The organism is Bradyrhizobium nivariense (assembly GCF_029846695.2).
Taxonomy (GTDB): Bacteria; Pseudomonadota; Alphaproteobacteria; order Rhizobiales; family Xanthobacteraceae; genus Bradyrhizobium.
Genome location: NZ_JARWCR020000002.1, coordinates 123,466 through 140,462 on the forward strand (window position 1 = coordinate 123,466; position 16,997 = coordinate 140,462).

14 protein-coding genes are annotated in these 16,997 nt (G+C 65.3%); 2 read left to right on the top strand and 12 right to left on the bottom strand.

Annotated features, from left to right (window positions below; all coding sequences use genetic code 11):
• Positions 1 to 154: 154 nt before the first annotated feature.
• The 7 genes from QCM77_RS02490 to QCM77_RS02520 all read right to left on the bottom strand — a co-directional run bounded on the left by QCM77_RS02490 (position 155) and on the right by QCM77_RS02520 (position 7,817).
• Positions 155 to 679 (bottom strand): GNAT family N-acetyltransferase, encoded by a 525-nt coding sequence (locus QCM77_RS02490; RefSeq protein ID WP_279681816.1) that lies wholly within the window; start codon positions 677 to 679, stop codon positions 155 to 157.
• Between the two features lie 57 nt (positions 680 to 736).
• The gene (locus tag QCM77_RS02495; RefSeq protein WP_279681817.1) at positions 737 to 1,027 is read right to left on the bottom strand and encodes a YjiS-like domain-containing protein; all 291 of its coding nucleotides are present in this window, start codon (positions 1,025 to 1,027) and stop codon (positions 737 to 739) included.
• 282 nt (positions 1,028 to 1,309) lie between these two features.
• Positions 1,310 to 2,836, bottom strand: a complete 1,527-nt coding sequence (murJ, locus tag QCM77_RS02500; protein ID WP_279681818.1) for a murein biosynthesis integral membrane protein MurJ — start codon at positions 2,834 to 2,836, stop codon at positions 1,310 to 1,312.
• Positions 2,837 to 3,035: 199 nt separating this feature from the next.
• The gene (locus tag QCM77_RS02505; RefSeq protein WP_462804282.1) at positions 3,036 to 4,211 is read right to left on the bottom strand and encodes a DegT/DnrJ/EryC1/StrS family aminotransferase; all 1,176 of its coding nucleotides are present in this window, start codon (positions 4,209 to 4,211) and stop codon (positions 3,036 to 3,038) included.
• A gap of 9 nt (positions 4,212 to 4,220) precedes the next feature.
• Positions 4,221 to 5,225, bottom strand: coding sequence for a Gfo/Idh/MocA family oxidoreductase (locus tag QCM77_RS02510; protein ID WP_279663114.1), 1,005 nt, complete (start codon positions 5,223 to 5,225; stop codon positions 4,221 to 4,223).
• Between the two features lie 182 nt (positions 5,226 to 5,407).
• Positions 5,408 to 6,820 carry a mannose-1-phosphate guanylyltransferase/mannose-6-phosphate isomerase gene (locus QCM77_RS02515; protein ID WP_279681820.1) on the bottom strand — a complete coding sequence of 471 codons (1,413 nt, stop codon included), beginning with the start codon at positions 6,818 to 6,820 and terminating at the stop codon, positions 5,408 to 5,410.
• Between the two features lie 7 nt (positions 6,821 to 6,827).
• Complete coding sequence (locus tag QCM77_RS02520; protein ID WP_279681821.1) at positions 6,828 to 7,817, bottom strand: SDR family NAD(P)-dependent oxidoreductase; 990 nt, start codon at positions 7,815 to 7,817, stop codon at positions 6,828 to 6,830.
• 227 nt (positions 7,818 to 8,044) lie between these two features.
• Here QCM77_RS02520 and QCM77_RS02525 point away from each other — a divergent pair, with 227 nt between their 5' ends.
• Entirely contained in the window at positions 8,045 to 9,004 is a 960-nt protein-coding gene (locus QCM77_RS02525; protein WP_279681822.1) for a lysylphosphatidylglycerol synthase transmembrane domain-containing protein, read from the top strand.
• A complete protein-coding gene (locus QCM77_RS02530) occupies positions 9,001 to 10,020 on the top strand; it encodes an MraY family glycosyltransferase (RefSeq protein WP_279681824.1) in 1,020 nt (339 codons plus the stop codon). The genes QCM77_RS02525 and QCM77_RS02530 overlap by 4 nt, the downstream gene beginning before the upstream one ends.
• Here QCM77_RS02530 and QCM77_RS02535 read toward each other — a convergent pair.
• The 5 genes from QCM77_RS02535 to rfaE1 all read right to left on the bottom strand — a co-directional run bounded on the left by QCM77_RS02535 (position 10,008) and on the right by rfaE1 (position 16,997).
• Positions 10,008 to 10,955 (bottom strand): NAD-dependent epimerase/dehydratase family protein, encoded by a 948-nt coding sequence (locus tag QCM77_RS02535; RefSeq protein ID WP_279663108.1) that lies wholly within the window; start codon positions 10,953 to 10,955, stop codon positions 10,008 to 10,010. The two genes, QCM77_RS02530 and QCM77_RS02535, sit on opposite strands and share 13 nt — an antisense overlap.
• Positions 10,952 to 12,172 (bottom strand): glycosyltransferase family 4 protein, encoded by a 1,221-nt coding sequence (locus QCM77_RS02540; protein ID WP_279663107.1) that lies wholly within the window; start codon positions 12,170 to 12,172, stop codon positions 10,952 to 10,954. The genes QCM77_RS02535 and QCM77_RS02540 overlap by 4 nt, the downstream gene beginning before the upstream one ends.
• A gap of 2 nt (positions 12,173 to 12,174) precedes the next feature.
• Positions 12,175 to 14,088, bottom strand: coding sequence for an SDR family NAD(P)-dependent oxidoreductase (locus tag QCM77_RS02545; protein ID WP_279681826.1), 1,914 nt, complete (start codon positions 14,086 to 14,088; stop codon positions 12,175 to 12,177).
• Positions 14,089 to 14,229: 141 nt separating this feature from the next.
• Positions 14,230 to 15,516: an O-antigen ligase family protein gene (locus QCM77_RS02550; protein ID WP_279663105.1), complete on the bottom strand. Its 1,287-nt coding sequence runs from the start codon at positions 15,514 to 15,516 to the stop codon at positions 14,230 to 14,232.
• Positions 15,513 to 16,997, bottom strand: a complete 1,485-nt coding sequence (rfaE1, locus tag QCM77_RS02555) for a D-glycero-beta-D-manno-heptose-7-phosphate kinase (protein ID WP_279663104.1) — start codon at positions 16,995 to 16,997, stop codon at positions 15,513 to 15,515. The genes QCM77_RS02550 and rfaE1 overlap by 4 nt, the downstream gene beginning before the upstream one ends.

The window sequence follows — 16,997 nt, forward strand, 5'->3', positions numbered from 1 at the left end:
TGCAGGACGGAACAAGAACGACCTGCCCGTCACATCAGGTTTGCACAACGAGACCCGAGGTCACTCATACACCGCAGAAGTTCGAGATCCCGGTGCCCTCCTCAACGCGAGCCGGACCCTGCCAACGTTCCCGATTGGCCACGCCAGGCAGACGCTAATGACTGAATCTCCTGATCATAAGATACTTGTCATACATGGCGCCGCCGACCCGAACGGCACGAGGATCTGTACCGTATACCTCGAACCCGTTGCGCATGTAGGTCTTGATTGCAGCGGTTGCTGTCACCAGCACGGCAAGATGCACCTGTTCGACGCATGCCTCGGCATGGGCAAGAACTCCTTTGATGAGCCGATCTCCGACACCTCTGCCTCGACTATTTTCCGTTACATAGACCGTGTAGATGTGCCCCCTGTGCTGTGTTCTCTTGTCCGATGACACATAAAAACCCGCGACTCCGATCAAGCTCCCGCATTCAAATGCGCCCAAAATAGTGCCGCTGAGCCAATGGCGATAAGCCGCCATCATGGCATCGCCGCCTTCGTCCTCTTCGGGCGAATAAAACGATTGAGGATGCCGCTGAAGCGCCTCCGCGCGCATCTCGCGAAAGATCTTGAGATCGTCGACAGTCAATCGTCGGATTTCCGCGTCCCCCTGGGCAACGGCCGAATGTGGCGTCATGATCGCCGTCCTTCTCATGTCTCAGCTAGGATCGTATCGGCAGGGCATTATCATCACTTACATCACGCCACGGCCCCATAGATCCGTCGCGCGATCTCTCAGCCTATCGATAGCCCGTTCCGGCGTGATGTAGTCGATCTCGCCACGCGTCAGGCCGATATCCATCAGCTCCCTGTCACTCAGATCCTGCAAGGTGACTCGTGGGCCCTGCCGCCAGCGCCGCTCCTGCAACGCGCGCCAGTACAGCCTGATTAGGCTGAAAATGCTCCTCGCCAATGCGATGTCGGAGCGCAGCGCCGCGGCGCCGCGCTCGGTCGCGGGTGCGGTGTTCGTCTGTTGGGGTGGCATCGGATGCTCCTGCTGTTGTGCCGGCAGGGAGCGTGGCCAAACAAAAGGCCCCGTCCGATGCCGGCGGGGCCTGGTGAAAAGATGTCGTCGTCGAATTCCTAGCGCGCGACTCCTTCCACGGCCCAGCCGAAGCGGGTCATGTGAATGCAGTTGAGTTTGCGCACGGATTTGATCATGTGGTGCCAATATCACGGCAATCGCACAAAATCAAGAGATGTGCGGATGTTAATTACACTCTGGGAGCGAGCGCCCGCTCCGGCGCGTCCGTCTAATGAAGCTCGCCTAGCCGCGCACCAGCGAGACCAGCCAGTTGCGGCCGAACAGCGCGAGGATCACGAGCGCGTAGATGATCGTGCCCCCGACGGCCAATAGCGCGAGCGTCAATTCGTCCCGGAGAGGCATCGAAGCAAAATAGACACCACTGAAGCGCGCGATCAGCCAGAAGGCGGCGGCCAGGATGAGGCCGGTCAGCAGGAATTTCGCGAGCGACAACAGCCAGGCGCGGTCCGGCACGAGAAAGCCTCGCCGCACGCCAAAGAAGAGCACCATCAGCAGATTGGTCCAGACGCCGACGGCGGTGGCCAGCGCCAGGCCGATCTGGGCCAGCGATCCCATCAGGGCGACCTTCAGCGCGACGTTGACCGCGATGCCGGTCAGCGACGCCCGCACCGGCGTCACCGTGTCCTTGCGGGCGTAAAACGTCGCCACGGCACTGCGGATCAGTACGAAAGGAATGAGCCCGATGGCGTAAGCCGCGAGCGTGGCGCCGGCGACGGCAGCGTCGGCCTTGGAGAACGCGCCGCGCGCGAACAGCGCACGCATGATCGCGTCGGGCACGGTGATGAAGGCGGCGACGAACGGGATCGAGAACAGCAGCGTGAAATCGAACGCGCGGCGCTGCGCCTTCATCGCGCCGTCATGGTCGTTGGCGGTGATCCGCCGCGACATCTCCGGCAGCAGCACCGTGCCGATGGCGATGCCGATCACGCCGATCGGGAGTTGGTTGAGGCGGTCGGCATAATACAGCGCCGACAGCGCGCCTGCCGGCAGGAAGGTTGCGATGATGGTGTCGGCGAACAACGCGACCTGCGTGCCCATCGAGCCCAATGTCGCCGGGCCGAGCGCCTTGAAGAAGCCGCGGACGTCTTCGTCGAGCTTGAGCGGCGCAAAGCGCGGCAGGCCGCCATGGCGGGCGAGATCACCCGCCAGCAGGAAATATTGCAGGAAGCCCGAGATCAGGACGCCCCAGGCGGCGGCCTGGCCCGCGCTGGGAAACCAGGCGGCGAGCGCCAGCGTCATCATCATCGAGATGTTGAGGAAGATCGAGGCGGCCGCGGCGCTGGCGAAGCGCTGCATCACGTTGAGCATGCCGCCGTAGAGCGTCACCAGCGTGATCAGCAGCAGATAGGGAAAGGTGATCCGGGTCAGCTCGATCGCGAGCCTGCGCTGCTCGGCGTCCTCGGAAAAGCCGGGCGCCAGAATGCTCATGGCCTGCGGCATGAACAGCCAGGCGACGATCAGCAGCACCACCTGCGAGGCCAGCAGCAGCGTGAAGATGCGGTCGGCGAACCCTCTTGCCGCCGCCTCCCCGCGCTCGCCATGGACATGCGCATAGGCCGGCACCCAGGCCGCGTTGAAGGCGCCCTCGGCAAAGATCGCACGGAAATGGTTGGGCAGCCGCAGGGCCACAAAAAAAGCGTCGGCCACGGGGCCGGCGCCGAGGATCGCCGCGAGCATGATGTCGCGGGCAAATCCCGTCAGCCGCGAGAGCAGCGTATATCCGCCAACCGTGAAGATACGTCCGAGCATGCGTCTGTTTTAGAGCATGGCGAGATTTGGTCTAGGTGCAAGCCGCGACAAAGGTGCGCCCCCTCTCCCGCTTGGGGGAGAGGGTTGGGGAGAGGGTGTTCCCGCAATTGAGACCCCCAGAGGAGAGAGCCCTCACCCGGATCGCTTGCGCGATCCGACCTCTCCCGCAAGCGGGAGAGGTGAAGAAACAGAAGCAAGATCAGCCTGCAATCGCGCCGCGCACGGCCGCGATGATTCGCTCTTGATCGGCCTCGGTCAGATAGGCATGCATCGGCAGGCTGATGACGTCCTGCGACAGGCTCTCGCAGCCTGGCAGGCCGCCCTCGGCGACCGGGTACTGCTTGTAGGCCGTCTGCTGATGCATCGACTTGCCGTAATAGATCGCCGTCGGCACGCCCTGGGCCTTCAGCGCGGCGGCAAAGCCGTCGCGGTCGGTGCCCTCGGGCAGGCGGATGGTGTACTGCGCCCAGACCGAGGTGTTGCCGGGCGCAAGGCGCGGCACGGTGACCACGTTGCTGAGCCCGCGCGCATAGCGTTCGGCAACCCGGTTGCGGGCGGCGATCTCGTCGTCAAAAATCTTCAGCTTCTCGATCAGGATGGCGGCCTGCATGGTGTCGAGCCTGCCGGTGAGGCCAAGGCGGACATTGTCGTATTTGTCGACGCCCTGCCCGTGCACGCGGATGCTGCGCAGCGTCGCCGCGAGCTCGTCGTCATCGGTGAAGATCGCGCCGCCGTCGCCGAAGCAGCCGAGCGGTTTTGCGGGAAAGAAGCTGGTCGCGGTGGCGAGTGCCAACGTGCCGAGCTTGCGGCCCTTGTAGCTCGCGCCAAAACCCTGCGCGGCGTCGTCGAGCACGAACAGGCCTTCGGCCTTGGCGATGTCGGCGATGGCGTCGTGATCGGCCGGCTGGCCGAACAGATCGACCGGAATGACCGCGACGGGCTTGAGGCCGGCCTTGCGGGCGGTCGCGATGCCGCGCTTCAGCGATTGCGGGCTCATGTTGAAGGTCGCCTCGTCCACGTCGACATAGACCGGCGTCGCGCCGGTCCGCGCCACCGGCGAAGCCGTCGCGATGAAGGTGAAGGACGGACACAGCACGGCATCGCCCGGCCCGACATTCTTCGCCATCATCACCATCAGGATCGCATCGGTGCCGCTGGCGCAGCCGATGACGTGCTTGGCGCCGCAATAGGCCGCAAGCTGCCTCTCGAGCTCGGCGACTTCGGGGCCGTTGACGAACTGGCAATGGTCGAGAACGCGTTTGACGGCGGCATCGAGCGAGTCGCCGAGCCGGCGGCGCTGCGAGGCGACGTCGACGAAGGGAATGGGTTCGGAACGCAGATGCTGGTTCATGGTGCCTTCTTGAGTGGTCGGCATGGAAAGGGATCAGCCGACGACGCGGCGCGGGCCCTTGCGGGCGGAAGCAGTGGCCGCGGGCCGCGACGGCGTTTCCAGGCACTGCGTGGCGATCTCGAGGCTGGCGACGCCTTCGTCGCCCGTGACCGCCGGCGTCTCGCCGTTACGCACGGACTTGAGGAACGCGATCAGCTCGGCGCGGAGCGGCTCGTCATGGCCGACCGGCAGATGCCGCATCGAGTAGCTGCCGTCAGGCTTGAAGCCGAAGCATTCCGTGACCTGGCGCGTCAAGAGATCGCCCATCACGTATTTGCCGCGGGTCGCGACCGTGACGCTGCGCGCCTTGAACGGCGTCAGCCAGTTGGTGTTGATGTGCGCGAGCACACCGTTGGCGGTGCGGAACTGCAGCAGCGCGATGTCCTCGCGCTCGGCGATCGCGCTCGACAATTGCGGCTGCACCTCGACGATGTCGGATTCGGTGAACCAGCGGATCAGATCGATGTCGTGCACGGCAAGATCGATGACGACGCCGACATTGGACATGCGCGGCGGGAACGGGCCGACGCGCGTGATCGCGATCGAGAGAATATCCTCGCCCGCGATCGCCTGCTTGACGGCGGCGACCGCCGGATTGAAGCGCTCGACATGGCCGACCATCAGCGTCACGCCGGCCTTTTGCGCAGCAGTGACGATCTCGCGGCCCTCTGCGACCGTGGAGGCGATCGGCTTCTCGACCAGTACGTGGATGTTCTTGGCGATGCAGGCGAGCGCGACCTCGTGATGCAGATGGGTCGGCGCCGCAATGGTGACGGCATCGACGCCCTCGGCGAAGAGCTGGTCGAGCGTCTCGAAGCTCGCGCAATTGGCCAGTTCCATGGCGCGCGTGCGATGTGCCGGCGAAGGATCGACGACCCCGACGAGGCTGACGCCGGGCAAACCGCTAAGCACGCGCGCGTGGTTGCTGCCCATCACGCCGGCGCCAATGACGCCGACGCGCAAGCCGGCCTTTGCCGGTGCAGATCCTTTGGAACTCATTTGAGCAAACCCCGATTCAACGCAAATCCCCGGGCGCTTCTAGCACGGACGCCACATTTGTGGCGAATGCCACCCTCACGGGCCGGACACGATTTGATTCAAAAAGTTACACGTTCCCGGGCCTTAAGCCTCTGAAAGAGACCACTCTTTTGGCCCGGGTCGCGTGATTCGGAGCGTGCTGGTTACGACCTTTGATAATCGTCTTCAATCCGGATGATGTCGTCTTCCCCGAGATAGCTTCCAGTCTGGACCTCGATCAGTTCCAGCATGATCTTGCCGGGGTTCTCCATCCGGTGCACCGCGCCCATCGGGATGTAGATCGACTCGTTCTCGTGCACCGTCTTGACGGTCTCGTTGACGGTGACGCGGGCTGCGCCGCGGACCACGATCCAGTGTTCGGCGCGATGATGGTGCTTCTGCAGCGATAGACGTCCGCCCGGCTTCACCACGATGCGCTTGACCTGGTGGCGCTCGCCATTGTCGACCGACTGGTAGCTGCCCCAGGGCCGATGCACCTTGAGATGCTCCTCGGTGACCTTCGGTGCGACCGCCTTGAGCTTGGTCACGAGCCGCTTCAGGCCGTTGGCATCCTTCTGGCGCGAGACGAGGACTGCGTCTGCAGTCGCCACCACGATGAGATCGTCGACGCCTTCGAGTGCGACCAGTGCAGAGTCGGTGGTGACATTGCAGTTGCGGGAATCTTCGAACACGGCGGTGCCGTGCGCGGCATTGCCTTGCGCGTCCTTCTCCGACAATTCCCACACCGCGTGCCAGGAGCCGACGTCGGACCAGCCGCAGGACACCGGCACGACCGCGGCGCGCGAGGTCTTCTCCATCACCGCATAGTCGATCGAGATCGCCTTGGCCGCGCCGAACGCCTCGGGCTCCAGCGTCACGAAGCCGAGATCGCGGCCGGCATTGGTAACAGCGTTGGAAATCGCCTCCACGCTCGCCGCGTCGACCTTGCGGTATTCGTCGAGCAACACAGTGGCCGGGAACATGAAGTTGCCGCTGTTCCAGAGATAGCCGGAATTGACGTAGTCGGCCGCCTTCACGGCATCCGGCTTCTCGACGAAGCGCGCGACTGCGTGCACCGTGCCGGAGATCGCCTCGCCCGGGCTGATATAGCCGTATTCGGTCGCCGGCCGCTCCGGCTTGACGCCGAAGGTGACGATGCGCCCGGCGCTCGCGGCGGTGAGGCCTTCGCGGCACGCCGCGACGAAGGCGGCATTGTCCTGCACCACGTGGTCGGCGGCGAGCGCGAGCACGATGGCTTCAGTCGAGCGGTTCTGCGCGAACACCGCGCCTGCGGCGATCGCCGGACCGGAATCGCGCCGCATCGGCTCGAGGATCACGTCGGCCTCGATGCCGATCTCGGCGAGCTGCTCGAGCACCATGAAGCGATAGGACGCATTGGTGATGACGATCGGACGATCGAACAGCGAGGCCTCCGAGACGCGCAGCAGCGTGTCCTGGAAGGTCGAGCGCGTGCCGAACAGCGGCAGGAATTGCTTGGGGCGCACCTCGCGCGAGGCCGGCCACAGCCGCGTTCCGGCACCGCCGCACATGATCAGGGGGATAATGCGTTTGTCCATCGTCATTTCAAACCTTGAAGTAGTCCCGATACCAGGTGACAAAATTACGAACCCCGAGCGCGATCGGCGTTGACGGTGCAAAGCCGGTGTCGCGCATCAGATCCTCGACATCCGCGAACGTTTCCAAAACGTCTCCCGGCTGCATCGGCAGCAATTCTTTGACCGCCGTCCGACCCAGCTCCTGCTCCAGAAGTCCGACGACATGCATCAGCTCTTCCGGATGGTGGTTGCCGACATTGTAGACCTTAGACGGCGCATTTGCGGCAGCCGGGTCATCCGCGGGCACTCGATCAATCAGCTTGGATACTACACGAGTGACGTCGTCAATATAGGTGAAGTCGCGACGCATTTTGCCATGGTTAAAGAGCCGGATCGGCCTGTCGGCCATGATGGCGTTCACGAACAGAAACATGGCCATATCGGGCCGACCCCAGGGGCCGTAGATGGTAAAGAAGCGCAGGCCCGTGACCGGCAGCCGGTAGAGATGGCTGTAGGACTGCGCCATCAGTTCGTTCGCCTTCTTGGTCGCGGCGTAGAGGCTCACGGGATGGTCGGTCCGGTCCTGCACGGCAAATGGCAGTTTTGTGTTGGCGCCATAAACGGAGGATGACGAGGCGTAGACGAGATGACGGCAGCCATTGTGCCGACAGCCCTCCAGCACGTTGAGAAAGCCCTGGAGATTGGAATCGGCGTAGGCGTGCGGCTGCTCGATCGAGTAGCGCACGCCGGCCTGGGCCGCGAGGTGGACGACTTTGGCAAATCGGTGTCGCGCAAACAGTGCCGCGATGGTCTCGCGGTCGGCGAGATCAGCCTCGACGAAGCAGAAACGGGAATCGCCGCGCAACAGCGCAAGGCGCGCCTGCTTCAACGCCGGGTCGTAATAGCTGTTGAGATTGTCGAGCCCGACGACCGGCCGGCCTTCGCCCAAAAGCTGCCGGGCGACGTGAAAGCCGATGAAACCGGCGGCGCCCGTGACCAAAATCGCCTGATCCGTCATCCTGTTCCCAAGGAATCCTTCGCCCGATCCGTCGCTCGATCATTCGCCCGCGGCGCCTCTTTAACCGCCGCATCGAAGGGGTCGCAATAGCCCCGTCGCCCTGCGTGAGGGTTGCTCATGAGAGCTCCTAATAACCGCTATTGCAAGATCGGCGCCAAAACCATACCAAAGCGGCCGAATTCGGCGCCCTGCGTCGGGTTGCTCAAACCCTGGTTCATGCGGGCGAAATGCGCCGAATCCTGCTGTCGACGGCCAAGATCCTGATTTCCGGAGCGCTGCTCTACCTGGCGCTGCGCAAGGTCGATCTGTCCGAACTGTTTTCGCGTTTCACCGTGACCAGCCTGTTCTGGATCGGGTTGGCGATCGCGATCACGTTCCTGCAAATCTTCGTCGGCGTGCTGCGCTGGCGCGAGATCAGCGCCGCATGCGGCGCCCCGCTCGAGCTCGGCCGGGCCATGCGCTACAACGTGATCGGATCGTTCTTCAACCAGACCCTGCCGTCGGCGATCGGCGGCGATGCGGTCCGGCTGTGGCTCGTCGCGCGCGCCGGCGCCGGCTGGCGTGCTGCGACCTACTCGATCTTCGTCGACCGCGCGATCGGCTTGATCGCGCTCGCGATCATCATCGTCGCGAGCCTGCCCTGGAGCTACACCCTTATCTCCGATCCGCACGGGCGCTCGGCGCTGCTGCTCGTCGACCTCGCGGCGCTCGCGGGTGGTCTCGGCTTCCTGGTCTTCGGCGCGCTGAAATGGCGCTGGCTGAGAACCTGGTGGGCCACCCATCACATTCACGCCTGTGCCGTGATCGCCAACCGCGTGATCTTCAGCCGCTCGCGCGGACCGGCCGTCGTGATCCTGTCGCTCGCCGTGCATGTGCTGGCCGTCGTGGTCGCCTGGTGCGTCGTGCAGTCGATCGCGGCGCCGGTCGGCTTCAGCGACGTCTTTCTGCTTGTGCCGCCGGTGATGCTGATCACGATGATGCCGATCTCGATCGCCGGCTGGGGCGTGCGTGAAGCCACCATGGGCCTCGCGTTCGGCTTCGCGGGATTGGCCGCAAACGAGGGCGTCAACGTCTCGCTGCTGTTCGGCGCCGTGTACTTTATCGTGGGCGCGGTCGGCGGCCTGGTCTGGATCCTCAGCGCGGAGAAAGCCGCGCAGGGGTCGGCGCCGCTCGGGGTGCCGGAGTGAACGCCGCCGTTGACGCGCTCGGCGCCGTACCCTCGCTGCTTGCCGTTGCGATCGCCGCGCTGGTGTCGGCCGTCATCACCTGGACCAGCCGCCCCCTGCTCCAGCGTTACGCATTGGCGCGACCCAACGCGCGGTCCTCGCATCGTATCCCGACCCCGCAGGGTGCGGGCATCGCCGTGATATCAGCGACGCTGCTGGTCGCATCAGCCTGGGCGGCCTGGGCGAACGTCGCGATTCCGCCGGCGCTGGTCGCTGCGACGGTCTTGATCGCCCTGGTCGGATTTGCCGACGACATCATGTCGCTGCCGGTGCTCGTGCGCCTCGTGCTGCAGGCCGCAGCCGTCGGCGCTGTCGTGTTCACCGCGCCCGAGGACGCGCGCATCGTGCCGGCGCTGCCGCTTGCGCTGGAGCGCAGCCTGATCGTGGTCGCCGGAATCTGGTTCGTGAACCTCGTCAACTTCATGGACGGGCTCGACCTGATGACGGTGGCGGAAGTGGTGCCTGTCACCGCGGCGCTGCTGCTGCTGGGACTGCTCGGCGATTTGTCGTGGCCGGCCGCGCTGATCGCCGCGACCCTGTGCGGCGCCATGCTCGGCTTCGCGCCGTTCAACAAGCCGCTCGCAAAAGTCTTCCTGGGCGACGTCGGCAGCCTGCCGATCGGCCTTTTGCTCGGCTGGTGCCTGCTCGAGCTCGCCTGGCGCGGGCAGCCCGCCGCGGCGCTGCTGCTGCCGGCCTATTACCTCGCGGATGCCACCATCACGCTGTTTCGCCGCATCGCGCGCCGCGAACAATTCTGGTCGGCGCATCGCTCGCACTTCTACCAGGGCGCCACCGACAACGCCTTCACGGTCCCGCAAGTGATTCGCGAGGTGTTCGCGCTCAACCTCGTGCTGGCATTGCTTGCCATCGTCACCGTGCGCGCCGGCTCGATGACGATCACGATCCTCTCCCTGCTCGCCGGCGCGATCGCGATCGGATTCGTGCTGCGGCGCTTCTCCCGCCCTCAGGCGTCCTGAGCCGACAGCGCCAGCCGCAAGCCCTCGTCGAGGGAGACCTGCGGCTGCCAGCCGGTTGCGGTCACCTTGGTGAGGTTGAGCTCGAGCGAGCCGATCAGGCTGTCATGCGTATCCTGCCGGCCCATCATGCTCAGCAGCGTGCTGAGCAAGTCCGGCGGCATGCCGAACAGCCGCGAGTTCTTGCCGGCAGCTTTCGCCAGCCGCTCGATGAATTCGGGCGTCGAGACCTGCTCCCTGTCGGCCACCAGGAAGATCTCGAAATTGCTGGCGGGATCGGGATGAGAGAGCCGGCGCAGGATGAACGACGACAGGTTCTGCACGGCAAGGAAGGCGCGGTGATTGCGGATCGCGGCAAAGGGCAGTGGCAGCCCGAGGTTCACGGCACGCGTCAGCAGCGCGAAATTTCCCTTGGCGCCCGCACCATAGACCAGCGGCGGCCTGATCACCGAGATCTTCATGGCGCTGTCGCGCGCCAGCGTCTTCAAGCCCGCCTCGGCCGCGGCCTTGGACATGCCGTAGAGGCCGCGCGGCGTCAGGATATCGTCCTCGCTGAACGGCGCGCGGCCCTCGTTGCTGCGGCCATGCACGAGAACGGTGCTGACGAAGATGAACTGGCGCACGCCGGCCGTCGCCGCACTGCGCGCCAGGTGCAGCGTGCCCGCGATGTTGACGTTGCGGTAGAGCTGGACCGCATGCTCCTCGTGCTTGTGATGAACCCGCGCGGCGAGATGAACGATTGCGTCGACGCCTTGAAGCGCGGCCTGCCAGTCGGTTTCGGGGCCGATCGTTTCGATCACGACCTCGTCGTCCATGTCTTCTGATCTGCGCACCGCGCGGCGGACCGACCACCCCGCGCGCGCCAGCTCGGGCACGACATGACGGCCGACGAAACCGCTGGCACCCGTCACCAGCACGATTGGCTTGCGTTCGTTCATCGTTGCTCCGCCAGTTCTGGGTTGCGCAACAATTCGTCGATCAGGGCGGCATAGGCGTTCATCGCGGTGACGCGATCGAACTTCGCTGCCGCCTTCACCGCGCGCTCCGCAATAGTGACAACGTCGGAGCGAGACGCCGCGCGGATCGCCTCGGCCAGTTGATCGGCACGGCCGGGCGTCACGACCCAGCCCAGCCCGTTCTCCACCACCGTCAACGCGGCCTCGGCCTCCGGCTCGGAGACCAGCACCACGGGACGGCCGACCGCCAGCAGATTGTAGAACCGGCTCGGCACCGACACCCCCGCAACGTCCTTCCGGTACGGAATGATCCAGAGATTGGCGGACGCCAGGAATGCCTCGAGCTCGCAATCCTCGACCCGCGCCACGAAGGAGACATTGGAGAGTTTCGCTTCGGCCTGCAACTGCTTCAGCCGCTCGAAACCGATGCCCCAGCCGGAGAGCAGGAAGTGGATACCCGGCTCGTCCTTCAAAAGGCGCGCTGCCTCGAATACGATCTCCGGATCATGGGTGAAGCCGAGATTGCCCGACAGGCCGACGACGAAACCCGCCGAGAGCGCCTTGCGGAACGGATTATCCGCCGTCACCGGCCGGGGTGCGGGCACGAGCGTCGCCCAGTTCGGGATGAAGCGGATCTTGTTCCGCGTCATGCCGGAATAGCTCAGCAGCGGCCGTTCCGCATCGCGGCCGATGGTGATGACGGCATTGAGCGCGCGGAACATCAGGCTGTTGGCGGCGCGCATCGTCATGGTCACGATCGAACCGGGCTTGAGCAGGCCCGCCATCACCAGCACGTCGGGAAAGAGGTCGTGCATGATCAGCGCCGAGCGCGCGCCCTTCAGCCTTGCCGCCGCCGCAACCGCGTAAGGCAACATGAACGGTGCGGTGACGGTGAGCACGACGTCACCTCGCCTCAGCTCCCGTGTCAACGCCAGGAACGTGCGCGCCGCGAACAGCAGCTCGGAGACGCCACGCCGCAGCAGCGCCGCCTTGCCCGCCATCCGGTTCTTGACGGCGACGACGCGCGGCTTGCCCGGGCCGGTCTGCGACGCCGGCAACGCGCCTGATGAGCCCGACAACACCACGACCTCGTGATCCCCGGCGATGCGGCAGGCGATCTCGGCCATGATCGCCGCCGTCGTGCTCGGATCAGGCGGGTAATGCTGGCTCGCGACGACGATCTTGCCTCGAGGCTGCATGATCAGGCCGCGGTCGACCCGAATTCCGGAACCGCGTCCTTCAGGATGGTCCTGATGGTGGCGCGATCGTCGCGCGCGATCGCCTGCTCCAGCGCCGCAATCCATTTGCGCAGCGTCTGCATCGGCGGCTCGTTCGGCTGCGCGGCCATGATGCCGGCGACGCCGATCTCGCGGGTCGGCTCCTCGGAGGCGAACAGGATTTCGTGCAGGCGTTCGCCGGGCCGCATGCCCGTGAACACGATTTCGATGTCGTAGCCGGGTTGCAGGCCCGAGAGACGGATCATGCGCTCGGCGAGATCGACGATCTTCACCGGCTGGCCCATGTTGAGCACGTACACCGACACGTCCGAACGCTGCGTTCCGAGCGCATGCGTTGCCGCCGTGATGACGAGATCGCAGGCTTCGCGGATCGTCATGAAGTAGCGGACCATGTCGGGATGCGTGACCGTCACGGGACCGCCGGCATCGATCTGGGCCTTGAACTTCGGCACCACCGAGCCGTTCGACGCCAGCACATTGCCGAACCGGACCGAGATCAGCCGCATCGACCGCCTGGCGCCGCCGTGGCCCGTCGCAAGATCATGGTCGAGCGCCTGGCAATACATCTCGGCGAAGCGCTTGGTGAGGCCGAGCATCGACACCGGCTCGATCGCCTTGTCGGTCGAGATCATGACCATGGCTTCGGCACCGGCGCTGTGCGCGGCATCGGCAACGTTGATCGAGCCGAAGATGTTGGTCTTGACGCCCTCGCTCCAGTCGCGCTCGAGGATCGGCACGTGCTTGAGCGCGGCGGCATGGAACACGATGTCCGGCTTGAACTCGGCCATCAGGCGCATGATGCGCTCACGGTCGCGGATGTCGGCGATCCGCCCTTCGATCGAAGCGGCCGTGCCGTGCGCCGCGAGCGCTTCCGTGACCGCGTAGAGCGCCGGCTCGGAATTTTCCACGATCAGGAGGCGCGCGGCGCCGAACGCGACGACACGCTCGCAGATCTCGGAACCGATCGAGCCGCCGCCGCCGGTCACGATCACCGCCTTGCCCTCGATCAGGGCCTCGAGCCGCGCATAGTCGATCGTCTCGCTCGGCCGCAGCAGCAGGTCCTCGACGGCGACCGCCGTGAGCCGGGGCGTATCGCCGCTCTCGAGCGAGGGCATGCGGTTCACGATCACGCCGAGCTTGCGCGCCCGCATCAGGATCGATTCGGGATGGGCCTCCGGCTCAAAAGCGGTCGGCGTCATCACGACGCGCGCGATCGGCTTGCCGCGCTTGGCGAAGTCGGCGACCACATCCTCGATGTCATCGACGCCGCCCAGAACCGGGACGTTGCGGATGGACTGGCCGCGATCGGAGCTCGACGGCGACAGCACGCCGACGGGCCAGATGCGCTTGATCGCCCCACTCTCGATTCCGCGCAACAGCACCTCGGCATCCGCAGCGCGGCCGATCAGCAGCGTCGGCGCGGCATCCCCGATGCGGGCCCGACGCCGCACCCGCGTATAGCGGAAATAGCGGTAGGCCATGCGCAACGCGCTGAGGAAGGAGATCTCGAGGAACCAGTAGAGGACGATCGTCACCTTGCCGAGGAAGAAGGCGCCGCGGACGTTGGGGGCGACGAAGATGTAGTCGAGCACCAGGAGCGCAACCGTCAGCACGGTCGCGACGCGGATGATGTTGAGCGCGTCCGGCAGCGAGATGAAGCGCCATTTCGTCGTGGTCAGGTTGAAGACGAAGAACACGACCACGCTGAAGGCGAGGAAATAGGGCAGGATCTGGATCAGCAGCGGCAGGCGGTCGAAGAAACCATCGCCGCCCTCGAAGCGCAGATAGAAGGCAGCGAACAGCGCCGCCGTGGTCGCCAGCAGGTCGTGGAGCGCGATCAGGAAATTGCGCAAGGTGAGATGCGAAAGACGCGTCATCCGCTGACCGATGAAAATCCAGTTAGGTGCAACCTGACCGCGCTGATAACCCATCTCGGCAAGACATGCCAGTCAAGGCTTGCCAGTAAAGGCTTGCCAGTTAAAGGCTTGCCAGTAAAAGCTTGCCATCCGCGCGGCCGTTCAGGAACCGGCTTCTGCCGCCTTCGCCTCCGCCTGCTGGGCCCGGATCACCATGCCGCCGGCAACGCCGACACCGATGACGTACATCCAGCCCTCGTGGAAGTCGAACAGATGGGAGTTGAACAGCGAGGTGAAGACGTTCTGGACCACGACCAGGAGGCCGACCCAGTTTGCGAGCCCGTCACCGCGAAACAACAGCAGATGCAGGATCCAGATGGCGTAGAGAACGGCGACGCCGATGATGCCCCATTGCACGGCAACGTTCAGCGTCTGGTTATGCGGGTTGCCGATCACCTCGGCGGACGCCTGGTTCTGAGCGCCGGACGTCGCGACCCGCTCGAACAATCCGCGCGTCGAGCCCGTGCCGTGCCCCTTGATCGGCGCCTCCGCGAAGAAACCGAGGGATTTCCGCCAGAATTCGAGCCGCAAGCCGGCCGAGGTCGGCTCGCCTTTTTCTACATAGCGTGCGTAATCGCTGGTGAAGGTGTCGGCGGTCTTGCGCAATTGCGGCGAGGCCTGCCAGGCGAGAACCGCGCCCACGAGCAGGGCGGCGGAGATGATCGCAATGCTGCGCCATCTCAGATGAAGCAACGCGAACACGCCGAACATGATCGGAACAGTGACGAGCGCGGTGCGCGATACCACCACGAACGCCATGTTGACGAAGAAGCCGAGCGCAAGCGCCGTGAGCAGCCCGGCGATCCAGTAGCGCCTCTGGCGCAGCAACTGGACGATCGGATAGGCAAGCGTGACCGCGCAGAGCGCGAACTCCTGGCTCTGGTCGATGTAGTTCTTGACGAAGATGCCGCGTTCGACGCGGTCGGATTTGAGCGCGAGGTCCGGGTAGAAGGCGACGAGCCAGGACATCACCGACAATAGCGCGCAGGACACCAGGAAGGCGACGAACACCCAATGTCCGCGCGGCGAGCGCGCAAAATGATAGAGCAGGACCGGCAGCACCAGCAGCTTGACGGTCGGATTGACCGCGTAGAAGCGCGCGCCCCAGGCCGCGTCCGACCACAGCGTCCCGACCAGCGCGAGCAGGACCAGCGCAATCGGCGCCGCGCAGATCGGACGCTTGAGCGATTGCAGGAGCTCGCGGACGTCGAGGAACGGCACCATGCAGAGCAGCATCAGGGCATTGAAGATCCCTGCAAGCGACGTCGACCATGGCAGCGAGGCCGCGGTCAGGATCGCGAACAGATCGACCGTCTCGGACCAGGCCGCCGGACTGCGCAGACGCCGCCACAGCGCCTGGCCGGTCGTCTCCCCGGCGAGCGTCGTCACTTGCCCTCTCCCCGCGCGCGGTGAACCAGCGCCGTCGTGCTGAAGCCCTGGAGAATGTCGACCAGCACGACCGTCCCGCCCGCGGCCTCGACGACCTCATGACCGACCACCTGCTCGCGGGTGTAATCGCCCCCCTTGACCAGCGCGCTCGGCTTGATCCGAGTGATCAGGTCGATCGGCGTATCCTCCTCGAAGATGACGACGAGATCGACGGCTTCCAGCGCCGCCAGCACTTCAGCGCGCGCCCGCTCGTCCTGAACGGGGCGATCGGTGCCCTTCAGCCGCCGCACCGAGGCGTCGCTGTTGAGGCCCACGATCAGGCGGTCGCAGGCGGCGCGCGCCGCGGTCAGCACCTTGACGTGGCCGGGATGCAGGATGTCGAAGCAGCCATTGGTGAAGCCGACGCGCTGACCCTGCTGCTTCCATTCCGCGAGCTGCGCGTCGAGCGTATCAGGCTCGAGCACGATCTTCTCCTCGGCCGCGAGATAGGCATGCGGCAAGATCTTTCGCTTCAGCTCGGCCGCACTCACGCTGGCGGTGCCCTGCTTGCCGACGGCGACGGCGGCGGCGGCATTGGCCATGCGCAACGCCGTGTCCCAGTCCGCGCCCGTGGCGAGCGAGACCGCGAGCGCCGCGGCAACGGTGTCGCCGGCGCCGGAGACGTCGCGCACTTTCACCGGGAAAGCCGGGACGTGAACGGCCTCGCCGTTGCGCGGCACCAGCGTCATGCCGTGCTCGCCTTGCGTAACCAGGATCGCCTCGCAATCGGCAAGCCGCATCACGTCCTCGCTGGCATCGACGATGCTCTGCGGCGTGTCGGCGCGGCTTCGGGTCGCTTCCGAAAATTCCTTGCGATTGGGCGTGAGCAGCGTCGCGCCGCGATAGATCGCCCAGTTCAGGCTCTTGGGATCGACGATCACGGGCTTGCCGAGCTTTCGCGCGGCGTCGATCGTGTGGCGGATGACACGGGCAGTCAGCACGCCCTTGGCGTAGTCGGAGAGAAGCACGACGTCGGCGCGCGCGATCTGCGGCAGGATCGCTTCGATCAGCTTGGTCTCGATCGTATCGGAGGCGGGTTGTGCCTGTTCCCAATCCGCACGCAGCATGTGCGTGGAAAAATGCTCGGAGACGAAGCGGACCTTTCGCGTGGTCGGGCGCGAGGGATCGCACACCAGCACGCTTTCGATTGCACCCTGCTCCGCAAGCGCCGAGGCGAGCTGCCTGCCCGCATCGTCCGCGCCGACGAGGCCGACGAAGATGCAGCGCGCGCCGAGGGAAGCGACGTTGCGCGCGACATTGCCGGCACCGCCGATATGGATCTCGCTGCGCTGTGCCGCGATGACAGGCGCCGGCGCTTCCGGCGAGATCCGCGACACCTCGCCATAGACGAACTCGTCCAGCATGATGTCGCCGATGCACAGCACCGTGCGGCCTGAGATGGCTTGCGCGAGGGCATCGAAATCGAGAATGGGCGTCGGCAT